24 protein-coding genes are annotated in these 24,260 nt (G+C 28.1%); 8 read left to right on the forward strand and 16 right to left on the reverse strand.

Features of this window, described 5'->3' with window-relative positions:
* The 4 genes from WC223_00675 to WC223_00690 form a co-directional block, all read right to left on the reverse strand.
* The coding region (locus tag WC223_00675; protein ID MFA6922742.1) for an NAD(P)-dependent oxidoreductase at nucleotides 1-389 on the reverse strand (389 nt) is incomplete at its 3' end.
* A gap of 27 nt (nucleotides 390-416) precedes the next feature.
* Nucleotides 417-1,340, reverse strand: a complete 924-nt coding sequence (locus WC223_00680) for a glycosyltransferase family 2 protein (protein ID MFA6922743.1) — start codon at nucleotides 1,338-1,340, stop codon at nucleotides 417-419.
* A complete protein-coding gene (locus WC223_00685; protein MFA6922744.1) occupies nucleotides 1,327-2,619 on the reverse strand; it encodes a hypothetical protein in 1,293 nt (430 codons plus the stop codon). The genes WC223_00680 and WC223_00685 overlap by 14 nt, the downstream gene beginning before the upstream one ends.
* Nucleotides 2,620-2,623: 4 nt before the next feature.
* Complete coding sequence (locus WC223_00690) at nucleotides 2,624-3,880, reverse strand: oligosaccharide flippase family protein (GenBank protein MFA6922745.1); 1,257 nt, start codon at nucleotides 3,878-3,880, stop codon at nucleotides 2,624-2,626.
* 132 nt (nucleotides 3,881-4,012) lie between these two features.
* On the opposite strand from WC223_00690, the gene WC223_00695 reads away from it, so the two are divergent.
* The gene (locus WC223_00695) at nucleotides 4,013-4,681 is read left to right on the forward strand and encodes a hypothetical protein (GenBank protein MFA6922746.1); all 669 of its coding nucleotides are present in this window, start codon (nucleotides 4,013-4,015) and stop codon (nucleotides 4,679-4,681) included.
* 102 nt (nucleotides 4,682-4,783) lie between these two features.
* Here WC223_00695 and WC223_00700 read toward each other — a convergent pair whose 3' ends face one another.
* Complete coding sequence (locus tag WC223_00700) at nucleotides 4,784-5,059, reverse strand: hypothetical protein (protein ID MFA6922747.1); 276 nt, start codon at nucleotides 5,057-5,059, stop codon at nucleotides 4,784-4,786.
* Between the two features lie 234 nt (nucleotides 5,060-5,293).
* Between WC223_00700 and gmhA the strand changes: the two genes are divergently transcribed.
* The 5 genes from gmhA (at nucleotide 5,294) to WC223_00725 (ending at nucleotide 9,231) form a co-directional block, all read left to right on the forward strand.
* Entirely contained in the window at nucleotides 5,294-5,887 is a 594-nt protein-coding gene (gene gmhA / locus WC223_00705; protein ID MFA6922748.1) for a D-sedoheptulose 7-phosphate isomerase, read from the forward strand.
* 150 nt (nucleotides 5,888-6,037) lie between these two features.
* Nucleotides 6,038-6,739 carry a nucleotidyltransferase family protein gene (locus WC223_00710; protein ID MFA6922749.1) on the forward strand — a complete coding sequence of 234 codons (702 nt, stop codon included), beginning with the start codon at nucleotides 6,038-6,040 and terminating at the stop codon, nucleotides 6,737-6,739.
* Nucleotides 6,699-7,274, forward strand: a complete 576-nt coding sequence (locus tag WC223_00715; protein MFA6922750.1) for an HAD-IIIA family hydrolase — start codon at nucleotides 6,699-6,701, stop codon at nucleotides 7,272-7,274. The genes WC223_00710 and WC223_00715 overlap by 41 nt, the downstream gene beginning before the upstream one ends.
* Nucleotides 7,274-8,095, forward strand: coding sequence for a hypothetical protein (locus WC223_00720; protein ID MFA6922751.1), 822 nt, complete (start codon nucleotides 7,274-7,276; stop codon nucleotides 8,093-8,095). Before WC223_00715 ends, WC223_00720 begins: the two co-directional genes overlap by 1 nt.
* The gene (locus WC223_00725; protein MFA6922752.1) at nucleotides 8,095-9,231 is read left to right on the forward strand and encodes a hypothetical protein; all 1,137 of its coding nucleotides are present in this window, start codon (nucleotides 8,095-8,097) and stop codon (nucleotides 9,229-9,231) included. The genes WC223_00720 and WC223_00725 overlap by 1 nt, the downstream gene beginning before the upstream one ends.
* On the opposite strand, the gene WC223_00730 is transcribed toward WC223_00725, so the two are convergent.
* The 11 genes from WC223_00730 to WC223_00780 form a co-directional block, all read right to left on the reverse strand.
* Entirely contained in the window at nucleotides 9,228-10,175 is a 948-nt protein-coding gene (locus tag WC223_00730; GenBank protein MFA6922753.1) for a hypothetical protein, read from the reverse strand. The two genes, WC223_00725 and WC223_00730, sit on opposite strands and share 4 nt — an antisense overlap.
* A gap of 21 nt (nucleotides 10,176-10,196) precedes the next feature.
* Entirely contained in the window at nucleotides 10,197-10,880 is a 684-nt protein-coding gene (locus WC223_00735) for a methyltransferase domain-containing protein (protein MFA6922754.1), read from the reverse strand.
* Between the two features lie 7 nt (nucleotides 10,881-10,887).
* On the reverse strand, nucleotides 10,888-11,907 hold the full coding sequence (locus WC223_00740; GenBank protein MFA6922755.1) for a glycosyltransferase: 1,020 nt from the start codon (nucleotides 11,905-11,907) through the stop codon (nucleotides 10,888-10,890).
* A 21-nt stretch (nucleotides 11,908-11,928) separates the two neighbouring features.
* The gene (locus WC223_00745; GenBank protein MFA6922756.1) at nucleotides 11,929-13,323 is read right to left on the reverse strand and encodes a radical SAM protein; all 1,395 of its coding nucleotides are present in this window, start codon (nucleotides 13,321-13,323) and stop codon (nucleotides 11,929-11,931) included.
* 199 nt (nucleotides 13,324-13,522) lie between these two features.
* Nucleotides 13,523-14,677: a glycosyltransferase gene (locus WC223_00750; GenBank protein ID MFA6922757.1), complete on the reverse strand. Its 1,155-nt coding sequence runs from the start codon at nucleotides 14,675-14,677 to the stop codon at nucleotides 13,523-13,525.
* Nucleotides 14,678-14,742: 65 nt separating this feature from the next.
* Entirely contained in the window at nucleotides 14,743-15,951 is a 1,209-nt protein-coding gene (locus WC223_00755) for a DegT/DnrJ/EryC1/StrS aminotransferase family protein (GenBank protein ID MFA6922758.1), read from the reverse strand.
* Between the two features lie 226 nt (nucleotides 15,952-16,177).
* Nucleotides 16,178-16,732 (reverse strand): hypothetical protein, encoded by a 555-nt coding sequence (locus WC223_00760; protein ID MFA6922759.1) that lies wholly within the window; start codon nucleotides 16,730-16,732, stop codon nucleotides 16,178-16,180.
* On the reverse strand, nucleotides 16,719-17,768 hold the full coding sequence (locus tag WC223_00765; GenBank protein ID MFA6922760.1) for an ATP-grasp domain-containing protein: 1,050 nt from the start codon (nucleotides 17,766-17,768) through the stop codon (nucleotides 16,719-16,721). The genes WC223_00760 and WC223_00765 overlap by 14 nt, the downstream gene beginning before the upstream one ends.
* A 48-nt stretch (nucleotides 17,769-17,816) precedes the next feature.
* A complete protein-coding gene (locus WC223_00770) occupies nucleotides 17,817-18,908 on the reverse strand; it encodes a glycosyltransferase family 2 protein (GenBank protein MFA6922761.1) in 1,092 nt (363 codons plus the stop codon).
* Nucleotides 18,887-20,371, reverse strand: a complete 1,485-nt coding sequence (locus tag WC223_00775) for a hypothetical protein (GenBank protein ID MFA6922762.1) — start codon at nucleotides 20,369-20,371, stop codon at nucleotides 18,887-18,889. The genes WC223_00770 and WC223_00775 overlap by 22 nt, the downstream gene beginning before the upstream one ends.
* A gap of 225 nt (nucleotides 20,372-20,596) precedes the next feature.
* Nucleotides 20,597-21,442, reverse strand: coding sequence for an ABC transporter permease (locus tag WC223_00780; GenBank protein ID MFA6922763.1), 846 nt, complete (start codon nucleotides 21,440-21,442; stop codon nucleotides 20,597-20,599).
* Nucleotides 21,443-22,137: 695 nt separating this feature from the next.
* On the opposite strand from WC223_00780, the gene WC223_00785 reads away from it, so the two are divergent.
* Both WC223_00785 and WC223_00790 read left to right on the forward strand, forming a co-directional pair.
* Nucleotides 22,138-22,830 carry an FkbM family methyltransferase gene (locus tag WC223_00785; protein ID MFA6922764.1) on the forward strand — a complete coding sequence of 231 codons (693 nt, stop codon included), beginning with the start codon at nucleotides 22,138-22,140 and terminating at the stop codon, nucleotides 22,828-22,830.
* Between the two features lie 170 nt (nucleotides 22,831-23,000).
* Nucleotides 23,001-24,251, forward strand: coding sequence for a polysaccharide ABC transporter ATP-binding protein (locus WC223_00790; protein MFA6922765.1), 1,251 nt, complete (start codon nucleotides 23,001-23,003; stop codon nucleotides 24,249-24,251).
* The last annotated feature ends 9 nt before the right edge of the window (nucleotides 24,252-24,260 follow it).

Here is a 24,260-nt window from a genome sequence, read left to right on the forward strand (position 1 = left end):
TCCGTATTTTCTGCAACTTCTATAGGAATCTGACTGTACTGTGCGCCAACAACTCCAACGCTGCTCAGATGTATTATTTTTTGTATCTTATGTTTTTTCACAAGTGATATTATATTCTTTGTTCCAAGAATATTCGTTGATTCAAATTTCACTTTATCTTTAATTTCTGCGGCAAGATTAATTAAAATATCAACTCCAGAAAATGCATTATCAATAGTTGAAATTTCAGATAAATCACCTTTATATATTTCTACTTTCTGCGAAAATCTCAAAACCGGATTAATATTTCTTGATAATATTCTTACTTCGATATTATTTTTTGTAAAAAAAATATCTTCGAATAAATGCTGACCAATAAAACCAGTAGCACCGGTTATTAATAATTTCATTTTTGCTTTTTTATCAATAAATAAAGATTAAACAAATCTATAAATTATTCTTAAAAAAAACTTAAAAGTAAACAAATATGCTTTTGCTTTTTTATAATAAATATTTTTAAATAATGCTATCAGAAAGAATAAAATGATTTTATAAAAAACATGAATAAAACTAATAACCCAAACAATAAAATATTGAAACGTAGAATTATGCTTTTTAAAAAAATTTATTTTATTAAAAATCTGGTTATATATTGAAACATTGTAATTTTTTTTTGCACTTTGTCCAATGTGATGCAGAATTTGTGCTTCGGGATAATACACTACCCTGTGATTACTTTGCCTTGTTCTATAACAAAAATCAACATCTTCAATCCAGAATAAATTTTCATCTAACATTCCAATTATATTAAATAATTCTTTTCTGAACATTAATACAGCGCCGGATAATGAATTAACATCTATGATTTGATTAATATCTTTATAATATTTATCTTTAATTAAATTTTTCAGGTAAAAACTTTCGGCGAATATGTGTTTGATAGTAGGGAACCTCCACATTGACTGCTGAAGAGAACCATCTGTATTAAGAATTTTAGGACCAATAATTGAAATGTCCGTGTTACTTTTTATATATAAAAATAATTTATTTACCGAATCATCAAATAATTCAGTATCGGGATTAAGCATTAAAATAAAATTTCCTTTTGCAATTTTAAATGCCTGATTATTTGCGGCAGGAAATCCCGCATTATAATTATTTTTTATCAATATTGTCTTATTAAATTTTTCTTCAATAATATCAGGGCTAGTGTCTTTTGAATTATTGTCAACAACTATTATCTCAAAGTTAATGGAATTACTTATATATTTATAAATAGAATCAAGACATTTAATTAAATAATCTTTTACATTATAACTTACAATTACTATTGATAAATCAACAGTTTCAACTTCTTCCATTTATTAAAATATTTTGTGAAAACCCTATTAACAACCAATACAAGCAAGAAAACGAATAAAAATCAAGTATATTACTGACAACATTTTGAGCTGCAATCATAATAAATAAAATAAACATAAACATAAGAAAAGTGTTTTTGTTAGCTTTTAAAAATTTGATGGAATTTATTAAGAAAGTTAAACTTATCGTAGCATAACTCACTAATCCCCAAACTCCCGTTTCATTTGCCAATTTCAAATACCACCCATCAGTAGAATATGTTGCAGCTTCTTTTGAAAAACTACCAAAAAATCTGACAGCAACATGGCCGGCTTTACCTAACCCGTAACCCATGGGATTTCTAACAAAATCATTAAAAGCTGCAAGCCACAAGTCAACACGGGTAAGTCCTTTTTTTAAAAACACTGTATCTACAGTCGAATCTCCAATAAAAAACAAAACCTTATACATATCATGGTTCTGAATCCAAAGTATAAAAAAAACAACCATCATTGATAATAAGGTTTTTAAAAAACAGAGATATTTTTTTGTTACTATTGTTAAAATAATCCAGCCCAAATAAAATGTAATATTTGCTCCTCTCGATACGGTAAGGAAAATACAACACCAAAAAACAGAATATATTATATATCGAGAAATGGTTTCTTTTTGTAGAATTTTAAAATAAATATAAATAGCACCAAAAGTCGTAAATGCACCAAATATAACAGGAGACCAATACAATGAACCAATGCGTTTAATATAATAAACACCTTCAATTCCTGTAGCTTCAAGTGTCATGTATTTATCAATAGCAGGAAAGAAAAAATAAATTATTAATCCGATAACTGATACTATCAAATACCAATTCACCAAATATTTGGAGCAATCATCAAAGCTTTTCTCATTTGTATTAAATCCAACTCGTGCAACAAAATAAAAAAGCATGGGATAGTATGTCATTCTGATTGCATAAAGTGATACGATTAGGTTATGAGCAAGAAATGTTCCCAATAAAATATTCGTAATAATATAAAGTAGAATTAATTTGTCGTAAATTGTAAAAAATGAATATTTAAGTTTCTCTTTATTTTTTAAAACAACTAAAATTAAAAGATAAAACATTAAAATATCAGGCAAGCTTGAAATAAAGAAAGCAAAAGTAGAACTTGATGCTTCAGAACCAATAACAAGAGTTCTTAAACTAATAAATAAAGTTTCGAAAATAAAAAAAACAAGCAGGTTTAATATAATAATTCTATTTTTATCATTTTGTAAATTTAAAAAAACAATTTTCATTTCTCTAATTTTTTGTTTTTAAATTTCGTTTAGTAATTATGCAAATCCAGTATATAATAAAAATATTGAGCAAAGAAAATAAAATTGAAATTGAATAAAAACCAATTATTATGTTTTTTTCAATTATTCCGGCATACAAGACAGATAGCGTAATAATTAAACTCCCGAAAACAGATATAGAAGCAAGTTGTTTTTGTTTATTTAATATTATGGGAGTTTGAGAAATCGTCATTCTAATAAAGTCAAAATAAATCCACGGGGATAAAATTTTCGCATACAATCCAGCCACACGCCATTTTTCGCTAAACACAAAAGCAAATAAATCTTCACCCGCAAACAAAAGCAATATTGGCAAAGGCAATGCAATTATAGCTGCTTTTTTAACTGTTCCTTTTACAAGAGAATAAATATTTTCATTATTATTATATTTTTCTGAGGCATTCTGATAAAATACCTGAGCTATCGATGAACCAATAAGGCTTACAGGCGCCTGTAAAATTCTCATTCCAAATGAATATAATCCGAGAATTGTTGAACTAAAAAAAAATGGAATTAAATATACTAATCCGTTTAACTGGTACATGTCAATTACAGCTTGTATTATATTTGTTTTAGGCATATCTTTATAATGTATGGCAATTTTTTTTATTTCTGAATATTTAAATGCTCTTATATTCTTAAATAATTGTTTTAAGTCCTTTCTTACAAATACAAATGTTGAAATAATTACACCTATATAAGTGCCGATAATTAATCCTATAATGCCGGTTTTTAAAAAGCCAAGTCCCAGCATAGACGCGTTTCCATATATTGCATTATTTATTCTATTGGATGATATTTGCTTGTATTGTTTAATCCTGTTGTTCCAATACATAAATATTTGGTTAAATCCTATTGTGAATACGAATAAAGGAACAAGAAAAAAATAAATAGGTATATTTTCAAAAAACATTATTATAGTTATTAATATAAAAGAAAAAAAAGAAACGAATAAACAAATAAAAAAACTCAGAGCTATTAGTTTTTGAGCATCATCATTGTTTTTGGGAAGAACAATCGCAAGGTCGTAGCGAGCAGTACAAATCACAGTTATTCCCGCAGCAATTGACATAAAAATTGAAAAAAAACCAAAATCGGAAGGAGAATAAATTCTTGTAAGAACAGGAGCAACAAAAAATGGAATTGCCTGAGCAATCGCCGCACCTGCAACTAATTTTGAAATATTCTTTGCAAATTCTGACTTTAAAATTCCATTATGCATAAACTCTGTATTTAGCAAACAATCTATGCAAACTTAAATAAAATAATTTAATTATTCGGAAACAAAAATATGTTATTATTCATTGTCAAAACAAAAAATATTAAATTTGTAATCATATTAAATCCAATTCTTATGAGAAATCAGATATTATTTTTGTTATTACTTTTTGCATTTGCAAATCAAATTCAGTGTCAAACTCAGGCAGAACCCCTCATCAAGCAAAGGGATTCTGCTTACAGCAATTACCAGCAAGCAGAAAAGCAACTTGGTAGTGATTCGAGTCGTACTAAAATGCAAGACCTGATTGAAAAAATGGATGAAGTTATTGCACAGGACAATGATATCATTGATTTATATTCAAACGATATTCAAAAAATAAAAACCGACAGCTCGGTAATTGAAACCATTTTAAAAGATAATTCAGAACTAAAAAATGATGTTAGAAAAAAATGGAACTGGATTATTTATATGATAATAGCAGCGGCAGCATCTGATGCACTGGCAATAATTTTTCTCGTATTTTTCTTTATTTCACGCAGAAAAATGTTAAAATATAAAGAGCAATACGAAATAGAAAAGCAAATAGCAAAAAAATATTCAGAAGAACTTGAGCAAAAAGAATTTATTTCCGAAAAAGAAAATTTACCTTCAATCAGCATGTCTCCCGAAAACAGCGAAAAAGCAGGAGAAATTGAACTGCAATCACTAAAACTCGAGAAACTTTATAAATTAAAGGAAACAGGCATGATATCACAGTCGGAATACGAACAGAAAAAACAGGAAATACTCAATGCTTTCTGAAAAAATATAAACCGTTTGTTGTTAATTGCAATTTAGCTTTTTTCTCGTAGCTCATAGCTTGTGTCTCGAAGCTATGATTAAAAAAAATCTTACTTATGCTGGTTATATTATTTTCAATCCCACCACAATTGCGATAATCAGAATAGCTGCTGCAATTATTGAAAATATCATTTTTTTCTCACGCTTGATTTTATTATCACACATTTCAATCTTTTCCTTTGCCAGAGGATTGTTAATGTTCATTTCAAGTGCTTTATGAAACCATTCTTTAGCATTACGATATATTTCGATTTTGCAAAAATCTTCACCTCGGGTGATATATTCATTAAATTTGATTTCTTCGGAGCTGAGGTTTGTATTTGTTTCGGTATGTGCCATCTTTATTAAAATTTTTCACAAACCTAAATAAAATTTTGGAATTTATGTGAATTTTTAAATTATTTATAGTTCTATACTTGGAGTTTCGTTAAGACAGTCATTATGTCAATTGTCATTAGTGAAAGAAAAGTTAAAAGTTTGATATACTTTTTTTCATTTTTCATTTAAAAATAGTAAAATCCTTAAAAAATATTAATAAATTAATTACGTTTGTATTATTTTAAACTAGTTAAGATGACAAATATTATAGTAACAATCAAAGAAATAATAAACAAATCCGTTGAGCTAAAGCAAAAGCTGCTCAATGATGAAAAAACAGTTGCCAACATTGAGAAAATTGCAGAATCAATAACTCAATGTTATAAAAACGGAGGCAAGGTTCTTCTTTGCGGAAATGGCGGAAGTGCTGCCGACGCACAACATCTCGCTGCCGAATTATCAGGCAGGTTTTATTTAGACCGCAAACCACTTGATGCAGAAGCATTACATACAAATACTTCTTATCTCACTGCAGTTGCAAATGATTATTCTTTTAATGAAATTTTTTCACGTTTAGTTAAAGCTAAGGGAAATAAAGGTGATGTTTTAATTGGTATTTCCACCTCAGGAAATTCAATAAATATTATTAATGCTTTGGACTTTGCAAAACAACAGGGAATGATAACTGTCGGTTTTACGGGATTAAACGGAGGAAAGATGAAAAGATACTGTGATTTTTTAATTGATGTTCCTTCAAGCGATACACCAAGAATACAGGAAATTCACATTTTAATCGGACACATAATTTGTGAGATAGTGGAAAAACAAATGTTCGAGAAAAATAAATAAAATCGAAGTTGGAAATCAGAGGTTGGATGTTTGAAATTTGCGATTTTTCTAACTTCCAACTTCGGTTTTGCCACAATATTTCATAAATTTGTTTGCAATAAGTTAACTTATATAATGTCTAATAAATTATAATTTTCAATTCAACAATTCATGGACGCAATAATTCTGGCAGGTGGTTTCGGAACACGACTTCAGAAAGTTGTTTGTAACGTGCCTAAACCAATGGCTCCGATTAATTCAAAACCATTTCTTGATTACCTTCTTGATTATCTAATTCATTATAAAATAAAAAATGTAATTCTTTCAGTTGGTTATAAACATGAAATAATAAAAAAGCATTTCGAAAAAAAATACAAAAACATTGATATCAAATATGCAACAGAAAAGAAAGCACTCGGAACAGGCGGCGGAATTACGTTTGCAATGAAATACTCAAAAACCAATGAAGTTCTTATTTTAAACGGCGATTCATTTTTCAACATTAATCTTAAGGATTTTTTTTCGTTTCATAAAAAAAACAAAGCCGAACTTTCTATTGCTCTTAAATCTATTAAAAATGTCTCGCGTTACGGAATAGTCAACATTGACAAACAAAACCGAATACTTAGCTTTTCCGAAAAAGAAACAAAAGCAAAATCTGGATTTGTTAACGGAGGCATTTATTTAATGAATAAAAAAAAATTTAAAAATACCGGTTTATCCGGAAAATTTTCTTTTGAAAAAGATTATATCGAAAAATCTTGCAGCAAAAGAAAAATATACGGTTTTGTTTCCCGAAATTATTTTTTAGATATTGGAATACCCGAAGATTATGAAAAAGCTCAAACTGAGTTTAAAAAACTTAAATATTGATAAGTCATGGACTCTTTTTCTCGACAGAGATGGAGTAATAAATAAGCTTATTCCAAATGACTATGTTAAAAGTTGGAATGAATTTGAATTTATTGATGGCAGCATTGATGCAATAAAAACTTTTTCTGAAATATTCGGAAAAATAATTATTGTTACAAATCAGCAGGGAGTTGGTAAAGGTATAATGAGCGAAAATACACTGAACGATATCCATTCAAAAATGCTCAATGAAATTGAAAAACAAAATGGAAGAATTGACAAAATATATTTTTGCACCTCTGTTGCCGAAGAAAATAATTTTTGCCGTAAACCCAATATTGGAATGGCTTTAAAAGCGAAGAAAGAATTTCCGGAAATAAATTTCAAGAAATCAATCATTGCAGGCGATTCGATTTCCGATATGAGATTTGGTTTTAAATCAGGAATGCTCAAAGTTTTATTATCAGATAGCATTGACATTTGCAGAATATATCCTCAATTTGTGGATTTTTGCTTTAAAAACCTTTTAAATTTTTCAGAAAACTTAAAAAAATAATGAAAAAATCAGCTATTTTAATATTTATCTTTTATTCAGCAGTCCTCTCAAAAGGGCAGGAAAATAAGTGGAATACGTTCCTGAAAGGAATCCCCGAAATCCAATTGCCTATAGATTCCACATCTGAAATTCTTCATCAGAAAACATTAATTAATAAAAGAAATTGCTGGGATTTTGTATTAAGACCATTATCGGTTTTGAATAATTATAAAAATGCTTACGACGAAATTTTTGATGTGGACACAAATCAATTAATAATAAATAAACGATGGCGGAATACTGATTGGACAGTTAATGAACCAATATATATTTATTCTCCCGAACAAAACGGAAAACTTTTTTGCATCGGTAAATTTAATATTGCATCGGATTATATCGGCATTATTTGGTTGCTGGAGCAAAAAGATATTGTGTATGGAGTTGGTCCCATGTACTGGCTGTTTTGCTACAATAAAAACGGATTTCTGAAAGATTATGTTTGCTTAGGATTAAAGCAGCAATTCAGCTTATTCCTGATAAATTCATATTCTGATATTAAATTTTCCATTTCAGAAAAAGCAGAAACCAGAAAAACAGGAGAAAAAATAATTTATGTTGATAATTATATTGAAGTACCGGAGTTCATGTTAAAAAATAACGACAGCACAATTATTGCAGCTCTGTGTGAAAATATTCCAAAACCCGTAAATAAAGATTATCCGCCACTTGTAAACAGAGAAGAAAAAAAAGTTGTTTATTTTACTGAACAACGAAAAAAAATTGATTGCAGATTAATTTTTAATAAAAATGAAAAATTTGAAATAAGTGAAAATAAAAAATAATGAATAAAAAGAAAATTTTCGTAATTGGTTATAATGTATTTTGCGAGCAGATGTATCCTCATCTGTTTGAGTTTTTAAATTTAATTGGTAACGACTTCGACTTAGTTTATTATGGAAAAGATGACAGGGGATTTTTATCTTATTATAAAACAGAAAAAACAATAGGACTTCCTTTTTTAAAAAAAATAAAATTTATTAAAAACTGTGATTTAAAAATTAATACTATTAAAAGTGAGATTAAGAAAATTCTCGAAAGCAAAATATTTGATATAATTATAGTAATTGACCATTCAGCAATTAATTATATATCCGAAACCATAGGAACTAAAGGCAAAACAAAATTATTTTTTTGGTCACATGATATTTTAACTAATGACCACCCGTTATACGTAGAATCAAAACATATTCGTGAAATAATTAATAATAACAAAAAAAACATACAAAATTTCGACCTGATAATAATTCAAGACCATGCAAGAGCAGCTGTTCTTGATTCCGTGTTAAATACTCATAACATAAAAAAGTTTTATTTTCCCGTTTCACTGAATACTGATAATACATCAATTAATATAGCTTTCGATAAATCAAAAAGAGATTTTTTTGAAACTATAAATCTGCTCCAAATAGGATTTATAAGCAATGAAAGGTTTTCCGATGATATTTTAGATGAATACTTAAAAGCAAAAGACAATATTAATTTAACTTTTTTAGGTCGTATTTCTGATGAACTGAGCGAGATGATAGAAAAGGCAAGCAAAAAAGTTTTTTATCATGAAGTTCAATCTTCATTTATTGAAATGCGAAAAATTATTTCAAATTCAGATATCGGAATAATCGGAAACAGACCAAAAACATTAAATAATCATTTTTATTCCAAATCATGCGGACAAATGGTTGAATATTTAAGGTGCGGCATTCCCGTTATAATAGTAGGGAATGAAGAATTAGGCGAATTTGTTGAGAACGAAAACTGCGGTGTTTTTATACAAAACATAAACGAGTTAACAAATGCAATTAATAAAATAAAACAAAAATATCCATCATTCTCAAAGAAAAGCCATGATACATTTTCGAAATTTTTCAATTTATCAAATCACTTTTTATACTTCAGGGATTTTATAAAAAATCAGAATTAGTGTATTTTGAGATATTTATTTCTAAAAAAAAATATTGTAATAAAATAAGCCAATACATCACCAATTATACTTGTTAACCGCAAAACAGCCAAAGCAATTAAAATTGAAACCGGATTGCAAATGGGTGACAGCAAAATAATCATAATAGATTCTCTGACTCCTATACCGGCTGGAGAACCAACTGCAACAAAGCCCACAAAATAGGCAATAACAGTTGATGCCGCAATTAAAATCATATTGTTTAACGAAAGAAAAGTTTCTGAATATAAGTAAAAGACCCAGATGGCAATTAAGATATTGATAGCAGAATTAACAAAATATAACGAAAAGCACTTTAATAGCAACCTTTTAATTTCCCTGAAATTAGTTTTTGTAAAAAGCAAATATAATTTCTTGCTTTTCAGCCCCCAAAATAGGATACCAGCATTAAAAATAATTGCTATAAATATAAATAAATAAATATAATTTTTATTTATTAAAAAGCTTAACCTGTTCAAATCGGCTTTGCCTGTTAAAATAATACAAATAATGAAAAGAATAAAAGTAAATAAAGTGCCAAGAAATAATTCTAATGCACTACTATATATGATTTTTTCCCTATCCCAACCAAATTTTTCACCTAAAAAATTTCTGCTTGCATATTGCATAACATTTCCCGGTAAATATTTTGAAATATTTGATTTTAAATATACATTTATTATTTCCTTATTATTTAATTTTTTCCGACTAATAAATTCCAAAATAATTTTCCAAATAATAGAACAAATAAAAATACTTATTATATTAATTACTGAAAATAAAAAAAATGTGCTTATTAATAAGATTAATGAATATTTATGAAAAGGAATTGTTTCAAACTTTGAATTCTTAATAACATGATATATGTATATTAAAGACAGAATTGATATAATAATACCAATATATTTAAATTTTGATTTTATCATGATTCTTATTACAATATGTCATTAAATTTTAGTTTGTTTGATTTTGCATTTAAAAAGAATATACGGCATAAATGAGCTTGTAAAAAGATTCATAATCCCAAGAAATGGTTTATAAATAATACTTTTTTTGCGATAAAGAACATACTTGGAATCTATAATTGCAAAACCACTATCCCTAAGTAATTTTGAAAGTGTGCTGTAGCTGTAATAACAATAATGGTCGGGATGAACGCTTTCTTTATTTTTCAGCATTTCAATAATTCTAAAAAAGAAATTATGAATATTGGGTGCTGTAATAATTAGAATTGTTTCTTTATTGGTGTTTGCAATGAATTTATGTAATATTTCTAATGCTAACCCAGCATTTGGCAAATGTTCAATAACCTCAGAAAATATAATATAATCAAATTTATTCTCATTAATAAATTTATTTTCATTTAACTTGTAAATATCCTCACAATAAACATCATCAATTCCGTTATTTCTCATTATTTTTATTGATTCTTCATCTATATCAATACCAGAAACATTTTTAGCGACCTCTACTAAATCATAATGTAATAGCGAATGATTCTCTATTTTCTCTTTTGTTTCAGGCGAATCTGTACAACCAATATGTAAAACTGTTTTTCCCCGAATATAATTTCGAAGTATATTAACTCTATCAGTTATTTTATTTCTGGGTAGGCTGTTACTTCTTCTCATCCTGATTTTATTGTTTCATAATTTGTTTGTTAATAAATTCCAAATCTCCCTTTTTTATTTTCTCAAGATGTTTAAAGCAATAAAAATATGCTTTAATGATGTATATGATGTCAATAAAATTAGTTCTTCTATATCTATATCTTTTACCAAAATAAAATAAAAATATTATTTTAAATAATATTTTACCTATTCGGCTCCAAGCATATATTATTTTATTTTTTATTGTATTATCCATTATTTTATAAAAAAGGTATAAATGATAAACTTCTATACCGTAAGTACTGACTTTATTTGATGCCCTTCCAGTTTGAGTAACTTTATGAATATATTTAGCATTCAAATTAAAAAATAAAGAATTCGGATACTTTTTATAAATTCTATATCCAAATTCATGGTCATCGCCCCATGAATATTTTTTTAAAATCTCGTCGTAAGTAAATTCATTAAAAACTTCTTTTTTAATTGTTGATGCACCCGATATCCATTGACAGTTTGCGAAAATATTTTTTTTATATTTGACTCCTGGTAGCAACATTGAAGGATTAAGTGAAGGATTTAGTTTAAATTTGTTATTTGAATAATAATTTTGGTAAAATAACCGGGAAATAATATTTATCAATAAAAGTGCGGCTTTTTCATATTGTTTAAATTCTATTACAGGATATCCTGCAACGCCGAGCGCGTCCGGATACATTGCAAAAACCCTTGTTATTTCCTGATAATATTCAGGGTATAAGACCATATCATCATCTAAAAATGATACAATATCACCAGTGGTATTTTTAACTCCTAAATTTCTTGCAACAGTTAAACTGTTCTCAATTGTATTAGCTATATATTTTAATTTTATACCTTTTGATTCAAACTTTTTAATTTCCAAATTTATTGCATCTTCTGTTGTCGGACTATTTTCGTTATCAACAACAATAACCTCCACAGGTAATATTGTTTGTATTAGAATTGAATCTAAACATTCTTTTAAATCATTGATTCTTTTATATGTGGGAATAGCAACAGAAATTTTCATATCAGCCAAATTTTCTTTTATTTAAATCCAATATTTACCAACTTTCAAAGCTTTTTTAATATAAAAGAAAATATCTTTAGGATTCTTAACCTTTCTTAAACTTGATAAAATATATTGAGGGCTAAGATAAAAGTTTCTATAAAAACGTTTAAGTTCTTTTTGTAATTCAACTACGGATAAATTCGAAACTGTTGCAGCAGGCAATTTATCAAAAGCAGTTAACTGATAGTTCGCCCAGTTTTTAGGCAAAATATCATTGTGCTCAGCATAAATATCAGAACCGGGTAATGGACATAATATGGAAATTGAAATAAAATCGGGATTGATATTTTTTGCAAGTTTCTTAGATTGTTTTACGGTTGCTTTAGTTTCACCGGGTAGTCCAATCATGAAAAAAGCCAATGTTTGAATACCTGTTTTTTTTGTAAGTTTAATAATATTTTTGCTCTGATTAAGATTTTGATTTTTACGAACGTTATCAAGTAACTGTTGGTTGCCTGATTCTACCCCGAAAGAAATTTTATAACAACCCGCCTCTTTCATTTTATTCAACAAAGGTTCATCTATGGTTGTTATATTAGATAAACACGACCATTTTATTTTAAAATTATTTTTAATAATCTGGTCGCATATTTCAATAACTCTGCTTTTTTTAAGTGTAAAACAATCATCCACAAAAGAAATTGACCTTACTTCGTATTTATTATATAATATTGAAATCTCATCCATTATATTATCTATACTTCTATACCTCACTAACCTGCTAAATACAGCATGAGAGCAATAGGTGCAAAGAAAAGGACAACCGCGGGAAGTAAACATATTCATTGAACGCAAACCACTGAATTCCTTCTGAAAATATGTGTACATATTCATATCAAGCAAGTCATATTCAGGAAAGCTTATCTCGTCAATATTTTTAATTAATTCTCTTGGAGATGTGTGAATTATTTCATTTCCATTTCTGTAATAAATTCCATTTATTGCATCATAGCTATTTTGTTTATTAATGATTGCTTTGGCAAGCTCAACAATTGTAATTTCTCCTTCACCGGCAACAATAAAGTCGATATTCTTATTTTCCTGCATTGTTAATTGTGGTAAAGCAGAAGGATGAGGTCCGCCAAGTATTATTTTAATATCAGGAAATTTATTTTTAATTGCATTAACGTCATCATAAACTGAAAGTATTTCGGGAGTATAAGCTCCAAACCCGATAATCTTTGGTGACAGTTCGGTGATTTTTTGCAGAAGGTCTTTTTGTGTATATTTATGAGCTACCTGGTCAATTATTACAACAGAAATATTATTTTTTATTAAAGCTGCTGCCAAATATCCCAGACTTAATGGCGGAGACACACTGCCATAGTCAACAATCTCCAACCTTGGTCTGATTAACAAAACATCTTTCATCATTTTTATTATTTTTTCTTAACTAAATATACCGTATACAAAACAAACATTTAAAAACTGCTAAAAAGAAAATTCATTTTAAAAGCAAAAATGTAATACCTTTTTCAATTTTGTATCATTTAAAGTCAAAGATAACAATAATACAGAAAGTAGAAAAGTAGAAATAAAAGTTATCCTTTTTCAATTTGCAATTCATTTCTTTTTAATTTTCAATTAAATTTAAACTATCCAGCAAACATTGATAATTATATTTGAATAATAATTTTTTTGTAATATCGTTCGTTTTATTTTTATCCAAACGAACAGGATTCTTTATAAACCTTGCTAATGCTTCAGCAAATAATATATGTTCAGGCGAAGGAACAACATAACCAATATTATTTTCGTTTACAATTTTACCCATATCACCCACATCAGTTACAATTAACGGCAAATTAAATTGCAATGCTTCGCTCAGAACAATAGGAATACTTTCGGAACGTGATGGGAGCAAAACACAATCTGCGTTCAAAAAAAATTCCGAAAGTTTTCCATTATCAGCAATTCTGCCTTTAAAAAATATTTTATTTTCCAGATTGTTATGCTTAACCATTTCCGAGAGCGATTGCAGTAATTCTCCATCACCCACTATATTGCATATAAAATTCGGATTATGATTTTTATTTAAATATTTAAAAGCATTAATTAATATATCAATACCTTTTACGTGCGATAAACGTCCGACATAAAGAAATGAAGTAGTTTGTTTTTCTTTGTTTTCGGAATGTTCAATGTTTTCAGGTACTTCAATTTCGTGGAATGTTGGCAGAAACAGACAATCTTTTTTTGAAATTTCTTTAATAATCTCACATAATTCATAACCATCAGCAAAAACAGCTTTTGAATTATTAATAATGAATTTTAATATCATTCGGGTAAAAATATTATTTTTATACTTATACACATCGGAGCCAAGTGACCACAATATATATGGTGTTCTCGCAAAAAAAATATTTTTTATAAAAACATAAAATCCCGAAGGAATAATCCAATGACAAATAAAAATATCAATATTTTTTTCTTTTGTTAATTTCCTGCAATATTTAATTCCATTGAACAGCAATGAAAATGTTGAAATAATGTTTTTATATTTTCTTAGTGAAATTTCTGCCAATACATTTTTCTCGGTCATTTTCCACGGAAACCATATTACTTCAACATTGGAAAACAAATTTTCTTTTTCACCCTTTTTATCCTGAGTTAGAATAGTAACCGTGTGTGTGTTTTCAAGCAGAATTTTAATTAAATCCTCAATGTAATGATGATATATCTCTTTGCGGTTAATCGGGAATGAACTGGTTGCAATACAAATGTTCATTAGAAATAAAAAATAGGTATTATTAAATAATTAATCTGAAAGCAAAATATTAAAAATTCGCATAATCATCCATTAATAATTTCGTGAACAGATTTAAAAACCACATCAATTACCTTTGATACATCAGAATCAGAAAGATTCATATGAACAGGCAAGCTTATTTCTCTTGAATATGCTTCGTATGAAACCGGAAAATCATTAATCGAATATCCATTATTTTTAAATACTGTAAGCATTGGTAATGGCTGAAAATGAACATTTACAGAAACACCCTTATTAAAAATGGATTCAATAATACTATCACGCATATTTTCGGTTATATTTAAAATTCTCAATAGATAAAGATGATAAGACGATTCAATAAAATAATTTTTATATATTGGTATCTCAAACCGAGGAAATAAACTCAATGCATCGGAATATTGCTTAAAGATAAATTGTCTTCGTTCAATTATATATTTATATTTTTTTAATTGAACCAGCCCAATTGATGCATGAACATCAGTCATGTTAGCTTTATATCCGTTGAATAAAACATCATATTTCCATCCTGACGTTTTTTTTCTGGATAATGCATCCTTGTTTTGTCCATGAAGTATAAGTATTGTAAAAAAATCACAAATAGCTTTATTATCAAAAGTTTCGGGAAGATTAAAGGTAATGGCACCACCTTCTGATGTTGTTAGATTTTTAACTGCGTGAAATGAAAAAACGGTAACATCTGAAAGTGCACCTGAAATAATTCCCTTATACTTGGCGCCAAAAGAATGTGCAGCATCACTTAATATAAGTATTCTTCCAAGTTGCTTTTGAATTTCGGTACTACCTTTAAATAATATTTTTTTTTGATTTACCACATTATAAATTTCATCATAATCACATGGCAATCCTCCAATATCAACGGGAATAATTACCTTAGTCCTCGATGTAATTGCATCAGCTATTTTTTCTGCATTTATATTAAAATCTTCTTTATTAATATCCACCATCACAGGTTTCGCGCCACAATGAACCACAGCATTAGCAGTTGCACAATATGTATATGCAGGAATAATTACTTCATCTCCTGCGGTAACTCCAAACCATTTTAAAACAAGCTCCAGGCCAATTGTAGCTGAGTTAACACAAACAGTTGATTTGCATCCACAATAATCCGTAATCTCTTTTTCGAATAATTTTGTTTTAGGACCGGTAGTTATCCAGCCGGATTTCAACGTATCCACAACTTCATTGATTATGTCGTCATCGATATAAGGTGGAGAAAAAGGAATCATAATTTATTTTTAAAATCTTTGATTTGATTAACTTATTATTTTTATCTGATACAACGTGGCACAAAAATAATGTTTAATTACCACAAAACAAATTCTCGTATAACATCAAATAATTTCATAAAAAGATTTAAAAATAATTTTTATGTTGTAAAAAAAAAATTAAAGTCCAAATAGTGTCTTTAGGTGAAGTGATAACCGGATAATAAACTTTAGTTTAAATAACCAATTACTTTTCTATTTTAATTGATTTACTAAATAAATCAAGCATTACATCGTCATCAGAAGAATCTGAAACAGCAAAATTATAAAGATAATTTTCTTTCGGGTATTTATTAAGCAAATACTTTTTTTTGTTTTCTCCATCCATAAATATAAATTCATTTGTTTTATTATTCAGTTCACTTGCTAAATATTCCCAATTAAAGTATTTGGCAATATTTACAACATAATCTGATGGAGAATTCGTACATATAACACAAATAGTATTTTCATCTATATTGTTTTTAATAAGTGTAAAAACTTCTTGATTAATTTTTAAAAGTACATTTTCCGTTAGTTTTAAAATTTTTATATTATAATTCTTGTATTTCCTACAACAATAAACCAAATTAACAAAAAAAACACTCTTATTAATTACATTTAATTTTCTTAATAACCCAAAGAATGATAAACATAAAAATATTTTAAAATTACTTTTAAAAAGAAACATTAAATAGTATTCTTTAAAAGAATTTGTTTTCAATAATGTATCGTCTAAATCAATAGCATTAATTTTTTTCATATTTTAAAAATAAACTAACCCATCCTAATGGGTCGTTAAAAAATGAGACATCTGGTTTATTTGAATTGAAGTGGAGTATAAATTTAAAAACAGGAGCCAATTTCAAGTTTATGATATAATGAAAAAAAGAAAAATATATTAAAGGAGAAAAATAAGTACGAATCATTTTTTTGTGAGGTGGCAAATCAATTTTTCCTAATAATGGCTCAAAATAGTTAATGTTATTTACCAAACCTTGATTAATACCACCCCAAATTCTGGGATTTGATTCAATTAAATAAATTTGATTATCGTCACTTAATTTAAATTCAAACATAAAAAAACCAGACCACGATGTGTATTTTAGTAACTTTTCAGAAACTTCTTTTATTTCATCATTATAAAAAGATTCTCTGAATACACTTCCGCCCCCTGTAATGGGATATTCAATTATTCTTTTATGTCCATATCCCATTTGGATATTCCCTTCTTTCGAAAAACCTGAGTACCCAACACCATTTCCTTTAATATATTGTTGAATTACATAGTCATCAGAATTTTCAATTTCACTTAAAACTTTTTCCCTGTGAGCTTCATTAAGTATATATTTTACTCCTTTTGAAGAGCTTAATTTTTTGGGTTTTATTATAAAAGGAATTTTTGCTTCATGTATATTATTAAATTTTTCAGGTTGTTGTATTTGCAATTTTTCTGCTATTAAATATAGTTTTGACTTATCATTTAATAAATCAAAGGACTCGAATGAACCATAAAAATTAAAATATGGTTTGCCATTAAAATTTTTCAGTATAATTTCTAAATTATTGTTATTTGTTGGTAAAAATAAATCAATTTTGTTTTTTTCAATAATTTCAATTATTTCGTCAATATAATTATTTTTATTTATTACATAATGATGGTCAACATATTTCGTATGAAAGAATTTTGATTTTTTTCTATAATCAAAGCTATATATTAATGAATTATAATTTTTTTTAATAAATCTAGCTATAATAATTGATTTACAACTTGTAATATCGCTAATTAAAATTTTCATAGTTCACTAATTAAGAAAAAATATTAAAATAAAATAATTATTTTATTTTTATTTATACAACCGCTCATTATCCTGAATGTCCATCCACATCGCAAACAACAAAAACTGAATACCGGTGATAAATAAAAAAACAAAAGCTAATATTGGAAGATTAGATATGTCATAACCAAATAAAACCGCCTTAAAAATTTTCAACATATATGGTATGCATATTAAAAACAATATTAAGCCAAGATGATATAATATAAATAAAGGATGAAAATCGCGAAAAAGATATTTTATCCACAATCTTTTAAAAAATGATATAAAAAGCAACCATGAAATCCGTGGAATTACTTTAATTAATTTCATTTTTGATTTCTCACCTATGTTGTAAACAGGTTTTATTTCGACTTCCTTTAAAGTACAAAAAGCTATATTTAATTTTACCATGATATCATTAGGCCAGCCATAACTCCTGTATATTTCATTTAAACGAATTGATTCAAGTGCCTTCAATCCCATTGCCGTATAACCGGTTTGAGTGTCGGAAACCCGCCAATAACCCGAAGCAATCTTAGTAAATATGGAAAGAATGGAATTCCCAATATACCTTGACTTAGGCATAATAAGCCATGCACTTCGGTGAATAAGCCGATTCCCTTTAACATAATCAATATTTTCTTCTATAACTGGTTTGCAAATATCAATAAGTTCATTGGGGTCCATTTGTCCATCGCCATCCATAACGGCAGTACAATCAATTCTATTTTCCAGTGCCCATAAATATCCTCTGGCAATAGCTTTTCCATTACCTTGATTTTTTTTATAATTAATAAGAATAATCCTGCTATCTAAATTTTTAAATATCACTTCTGATTCGGGAAATAAATTTTTTGCATCTAAAATCTTTTCCTGCTGTAATATTTCCGCCCTATTATATTTATTTTCTTTTTTTAATTCTCTACTTTTTAATTCACATTCAGGGTTTTCTTTTTTATCAAAATAACTTTTTACAACATCGGCAGTATTATCTTTCGAACAATCATTAACAACAATTATCCTGTCAACAAAATCAGGCATGGTTTCTATCACCATACTTATTTGCTTTTCCTCATTATAGGCGGGAACTATTACTGCTATGGTTTTATTGTTGAGCATTCTTTTTTATTTAAATATATAATGTATAAATTATAGAATAAAAATATTGATAAAAGATAAACAATAAATTCCGTGTAAAAAGTGTACCTGTAATACAAAGCTGCATGCAATGCAAGCACAATTAAATTTAATTCTCTTATAAAGAAAAGAAAAATAATTAAAATATTTAATTCAACATTCTTTTTCTTAATTATTTGTATAATTGAAAAAATAAAACTTGTAATAAATAACAAAATCCAAAACTTCATAGCAAACACCTGCACATATATTCTATGAAACAAGTTCACAGCTCCCAGCCATTTATTCCACCAAAATCCAAAACCCTTTTCGCTTTCAAGATTGTAAGCGCATTTTGTATATCTGAAAAAGAATGGCTCATGTTTTATTAAAAAATTTTCCTTATATTCATTTAAAGTAAATTTATTAAAATCATCAGCACGTTTGTAATCCTCCGGTATTAAATAAAAATACAACCTTGAATATCCTATTGTGTCAGTGCAGTTATTAAAGCCCCATATATAAAAGTATCTTTTAATTGGTTCATAGTAGTAAAATAATCTTTTACCTGAATCAGCATTGTTAAATTTTTTAAATCTGTAAACAATATTGTTTTCTTTTTTATTTAAAGAGCGTGTTTTGTCTTCAGTCGCTTGTTGTTTTATTCCTTCTAATTGAATTGGGTTAAGTTTATAAATAGGATAACCTAACTCTTTATATAAATTAATGCGTACACCCGCTTTTAATGACTTAATCTCATAAGCACTACCGGGTATAAACAAAGTTTTGTAAACAAACAGATTAACAGAAGACCACGTAATACAAAGAATAATAAGGGAAACAAATACACTTTTTGTAATTTTCTTGTACGACTTATCAATAAAATAAAGAATTATAAAAAAGACCGGAATAATAAAAGTATAAATACCTTCAGAACGAGCAAATAAACCGAGAATTATAAATATTGAAATCAATATGCCATTTGTAATTGTTTTTTTTGAAAGAGAAATTACAAGTAAAACTGTTAAAACAAAATAAATAGTTCGGCTTATCGATTCCGTCATCATTTTTGTTTCAAATGTTAAACTATTCGGGTCAGATATTAATATTAAAATTAAAAAGATAAAAAAGAATTTGAATTTATTAAAATGCTTTTCAATTAACCGTATTGATAATAAAGAGACAAAAAGAAATAATAAACTTTGAAGTACCATTACTAAAAATATACTTCTTTTTATGCAAAAAACCAAATAGCAAAAGAAAGAGAATGCACCGGGCAAAACATCAAATCTGGGTAATTGACCATAATAGAGTTGCTTTGCCATAAAAAAGTATGCCGGAAAATCTTCATTTAAATCCGGTAATGGAAACAGCACATAAAATGGAATTCTTGTGAATAGAAATACACAAATAACTAAAAAGTAAGGAAAATATTTAATTGTTTTTTTTCCAATATAATGATTCATTTTTCCTTAATATTTAAAAATTTATAACAAAACTAAACAAAATAACCAATAAAAAAACAGCAACTAAATTTCAATTGTTTGAAAAGTTATCTTATATACTCATGGGCATCTCTAATAAACCCGTATATCAAGGCAAACAAGAAATTCAAACTTGAGTTGACTATTTGTTAATAAGAATTTGAATTTTGAAGTCCGATGAAAAGGGGCTGGTTTTTAAAGATAATCTTATTGGATATCTACAATAGTTCTTGCCCATTTATTATAATTAATCAGCCCTCCGAAAAAAAGAATAAATAAAAAAGCATACGCAATATACACATTATTTCCGATATGAACAGGTGTTCCAAGAATGCACCATCTGAATGCTTCAACAAAAAATGTAAAAGGATTCATAAAATATAGAATCTGCCATTTCGGCGGTATTCTCATTATAAGCTCACTTGATGAATAAATAACAGGTGAAAAATACAAAAGAAAAGAAACCAAATAAGAAACCAAGTTAGATATATCCCTGTATTTTATTGAAGGACCTGCAAACCACAATCCCATGCTCCATCCGCAGAAAATAGTTACTATGATTACTAAGGGCAGAAAAATCATATTAATTGAAATACTTATTTTATAAAACCACAGGAAAAAAAACATTATTACAAAAGACACAAAAAAATCAACTAACCCCGACATGGTACCAGATATAACAGGAATCAACCTTGGAATATACACTTTCGACATGAGTGAAGATTCCTGCTTCAATCCGTTTGCAGACGCATTAACGCTCCGGTTGAAAACCGTCCAGATAAGAAATCCTAAATAAGTAAAAAGAAAATATGGAACATTATCCGAAGAAAGATTTCCTAACTTTTGAAATAAAAAACTGAATATTATTGTGCTAATAATAGGACTAAATATAATCCACAACGGACCAAATGCTGTTTGCTTATATTTTCCTTTCAAATCGCGGACAAATAACATATAAGTCAGATAGCCGTTGTCAAGCAATTCTCTTATATTTATAATTTTAAGAGTTTTGGTTCTTTCAATCACATGATATTCCTGTCCCTTTTCGAGCATAAATAATTTGAATTAAAAAAAAGCAAAGATACAAAAAAACGAAGGATTTAAAATAGTTTGTCCAACTTCGTTAAAACAATTCTGTGCAAAACATTTCAAATTAATGTAGATTCACCGTGTATTGTAAATCTAAAAAAAAATAGCTTACTTTGTACTGCATTAAAAGAAAATTATAAATACCGAAGCGGTAACGATGTATTTGTACAAACTAATATTCTGTCTGTTAAACCAAAAACCAATTATAAATAGATTGTTAGGTAATGTCCTAAATAGAGAAAACCATGAATAGCAGTAGTCGTAATTGGATTAATAGCATTAACTGGCAAATTGACTTTTATAGAAATACTAATCCTAAACCCCGAACTGATCCGGAATTTCCTTGGACATTAGTAGATGATAAAATCAAGCGCGTTCAAATCTTTCGCGATATGACCAAGCAGACTTTACTTATGCTTAGATGTCAGCAGCGTACTCAACCACAAGAATGGCTGAACAGCAATTATGCAGAAAGATTATGGGAATCCAGATCTTTACTTAAAGACGATTTAAGTAAACTTCTTTGTGATGAAACTATTGTCCTCCGCTTAACCGGGCATCAACGATTCTACTTTCCCCGTATTGATTTCAACGATTTTTTTGATATCATAGATGAAAAACCATTTCACAATTCCAACCTCCCTGATGACTACGTTGGCATGGCGTTAAGGATTTTTGAAATACAATTGAAAGAACATCCGAATATAGCACCAATAAAAGTGGTTACATGTAAAGAAAATTTAACTTTGCTCAACAGTTATCGCCAATATTTTGTAAAACGAAATTCCATTGATATATCCCCGACACAAGGAGATGTTGTTCTTGACTGTGGATCCTGTATCGGAGATATATCTTTACTATTCGCCGGACTTGTTGCCATGCATGGCGAAGTTCACATGTTCGACCCAATACCGCTTCACGCACGCTATTGCCAACTTCAATCTTCACTAAATCCATTGCTGGCTCATGTGCTTCACATCAACGAACTATCGGTTAGTAATCGTACGTTTGTTACGAATGGAGACAAGAAAGATTCGGATAAAATTGCTCCTGGCGGTTTAGCCATCAACTCTTTTGCCAGTATAAGCATAGATGACTATGCAAACCGCAATCTTAATCGTGTTGATTTCATTAAAATGGACATTGAGGGGGCTGAAATGGATGCAATTGAAGGAGCAGCTAAAGTCATTAAAGAATTTAAGCCCCGGCTCGCAATCTCTGCTTATCACAAAACCGACGATTTATGGGAAATACCAATCAAGCTTAAATCTCTAAACCCAAGTTACGAATTGTATTTCGGACATCACAGTCCAGTTAGTTGGGAAAGTGTATTCTATGCTGTTAATCATTAACTTTGTTCATTAATCAAACTAAAATCATTAAATTGAAATTAATATGAATGCTATAGAATGTTTTTATCATATACATGTATATAACATACATTATATGCTTAATAGTTTAAAGTATAAATAATAAATTTATTGAAAATTATTAAAATAGCTAAATTAATTATATTTGCAGGATGCCAGTTATTAAAGTAGAAAACATAAGCAAGAAATACAGAATAGGATTAAATAAGCAAAAGTATTCAGCAAAAAGTAATCTCATTCGTACTTTAACATCACCATTCAATTATCTTTTTGATACATTAAGACCGTTAAAAGAAGAAGAAATATTCTGGGCATTGAAAGACATTAGTTTCGATGTACAGCAAGGCGATGTTATAGGTATTATAGGAAAAAACGGAGCAGGCAAAAGCACTTTATTAAAAATACTTTCCAAAATAACGGAACCCACATCGGGAAGAGTATTAACAAGAGGCAGAGTAGGTTCATTGCTCGAAGTTGGTACAGGTTTTCATCCTGAATTAACCGGCAAAGAAAATATTTACCTGAATGGTACAATTCTTGGAATGACAAAAAAAGAAATAACTAAAAAATTTGATGAAATAGTGGATTTTTCGGGAGTAGAAAAATTTCTTAACACTCCCGTAAAACGATATTCAAGCGGAATGTATGTAAGATTGGCATTTGCCGTTGCAGCTCATCTTGAACTGGAGATATTGGTGATAGATGAAGTTCTTTCAGTGGGGGATGCTGAATTTCAAAAAAAATGTTTGGGTAAAATGAGTAATGTTGCAAAGGAAGGAAGGACGGTTTTGTTTGTTAGTCATAATATGACTGCCATACAAAGTTTATGTGAAAAATGCATTTTATTATCTGATGGTACCATTAAAAGTATTGGCGACACGGCTTCTGTAATTAATACTTATTTGTCAAAAGCAATTGAAAATAATCCCGATAACTCATGGAACAATATCAAAGATGCCCCGGGTAATGATTTTATTAGGGTTAGAAAAACAAATGTTTTGAAAAATGATTCAAATGTAAGCAACACATGTATATATGTTTCATCACCTGTTAAAATCGAAATAGAATTCTGGAATTTGCTTGAAAATAAAATAAATATTAGTTTAATGTTATTTTCAGTTAGCGGTGTACTTATTTTTAATGTTGCATCAAAATCCGAAAAATTAGATAAAGGACTATATAAAGCAATTTGCTACATACCCGAGAATTTTTTAAATGATGACAAATATTACATAAGTAATATGTATGTTAAGGATGATTCAACATGTTTGTTTTATCATGAAGAAGCTGCATTTTTCGAAGTACATGATGAATCAAGAAAAGATACCGCTTGGTTTGGAAAGTGGCAAGGTGCTGTCAGACCTACTTTTCTAAAATGGGATTATTTTAAGGTTAACAATTAAAGAATAAAA

Source organism: Bacteroidales bacterium, assembly GCA_041671145.1.
In the GTDB taxonomy this organism is placed as follows: Bacteria; Bacteroidota; Bacteroidia; order Bacteroidales; family JAHJDW01; genus JAQUPB01.

Coding starts and splice junctions, on each gene's coding strand:
- WC223_00690 (MFA6922745.1), bottom strand. CDS start 3,880: ATGCATAATGGAATTTTAAAGTCAGAATTTGCAAAGAATATTTCAAAA.
- WC223_00775 (MFA6922762.1), bottom strand. CDS start 20,371: ATGAATCATTATATTGGAAAAAAAACAATTAAATATTTTCCTTACTTT.
- WC223_00785 (MFA6922764.1), top strand. CDS start 22,138: ATGGCGTTAAGGATTTTTGAAATACAATTGAAAGAACATCCGAATATA.
- WC223_00790 (MFA6922765.1), top strand. CDS start 23,001: ATGCCAGTTATTAAAGTAGAAAACATAAGCAAGAAATACAGAATAGGA.
- WC223_00745 (MFA6922756.1), bottom strand. CDS start 13,323: ATGATGAAAGATGTTTTGTTAATCAGACCAAGGTTGGAGATTGTTGAC.
- WC223_00685 (MFA6922744.1), bottom strand. CDS start 2,619: ATGAAAATTGTTTTTTTAAATTTACAAAATGATAAAAATAGAATTATT.
- gmhA (MFA6922748.1), top strand. CDS start 5,294: ATGACAAATATTATAGTAACAATCAAAGAAATAATAAACAAATCCGTT.
- WC223_00680 (MFA6922743.1), bottom strand. CDS start 1,340: ATGGAAGAAGTTGAAACTGTTGATTTATCAATAGTAATTGTAAGTTAT.
- WC223_00715 (MFA6922750.1), top strand. CDS start 6,699: ATGAAAAAGCTCAAACTGAGTTTAAAAAACTTAAATATTGATAAGTCA.
- WC223_00750 (MFA6922757.1), bottom strand. CDS start 14,677: ATGAACATTTGTATTGCAACCAGTTCATTCCCGATTAACCGCAAAGAG.
- WC223_00765 (MFA6922760.1), bottom strand. CDS start 17,768: ATGAAAATTTTAATTAGCGATATTACAAGTTGTAAATCAATTATTATA.
- WC223_00755 (MFA6922758.1), bottom strand. CDS start 15,951: ATGATTCCTTTTTCTCCACCTTATATCGATGACGACATAATCAATGAA.
- WC223_00770 (MFA6922761.1), bottom strand. CDS start 18,908: ATGCTCAACAATAAAACCATAGCAGTAATAGTTCCCGCCTATAATGAG.
- WC223_00695 (MFA6922746.1), top strand. CDS start 4,013: ATGAGAAATCAGATATTATTTTTGTTATTACTTTTTGCATTTGCAAAT.
- WC223_00735 (MFA6922754.1), bottom strand. CDS start 10,880: ATGAGAAGAAGTAACAGCCTACCCAGAAATAAAATAACTGATAGAGTT.
- WC223_00780 (MFA6922763.1), bottom strand. CDS start 21,442: ATGCTCGAAAAGGGACAGGAATATCATGTGATTGAAAGAACCAAAACT.
- WC223_00710 (MFA6922749.1), top strand. CDS start 6,038: ATGGACGCAATAATTCTGGCAGGTGGTTTCGGAACACGACTTCAGAAA.
- WC223_00725 (MFA6922752.1), top strand. CDS start 8,095: ATGAATAAAAAGAAAATTTTCGTAATTGGTTATAATGTATTTTGCGAG.
- WC223_00720 (MFA6922751.1), top strand. CDS start 7,274: ATGAAAAAATCAGCTATTTTAATATTTATCTTTTATTCAGCAGTCCTC.
- WC223_00730 (MFA6922753.1), bottom strand. CDS start 10,175: ATGATAAAATCAAAATTTAAATATATTGGTATTATTATATCAATTCTG.
- WC223_00760 (MFA6922759.1), bottom strand. CDS start 16,732: ATGAAAAAAATTAATGCTATTGATTTAGACGATACATTATTGAAAACA.
- WC223_00700 (MFA6922747.1), bottom strand. CDS start 5,059: ATGGCACATACCGAAACAAATACAAACCTCAGCTCCGAAGAAATCAAA.
- WC223_00740 (MFA6922755.1), bottom strand. CDS start 11,907: ATGAAAATTTCTGTTGCTATTCCCACATATAAAAGAATCAATGATTTA.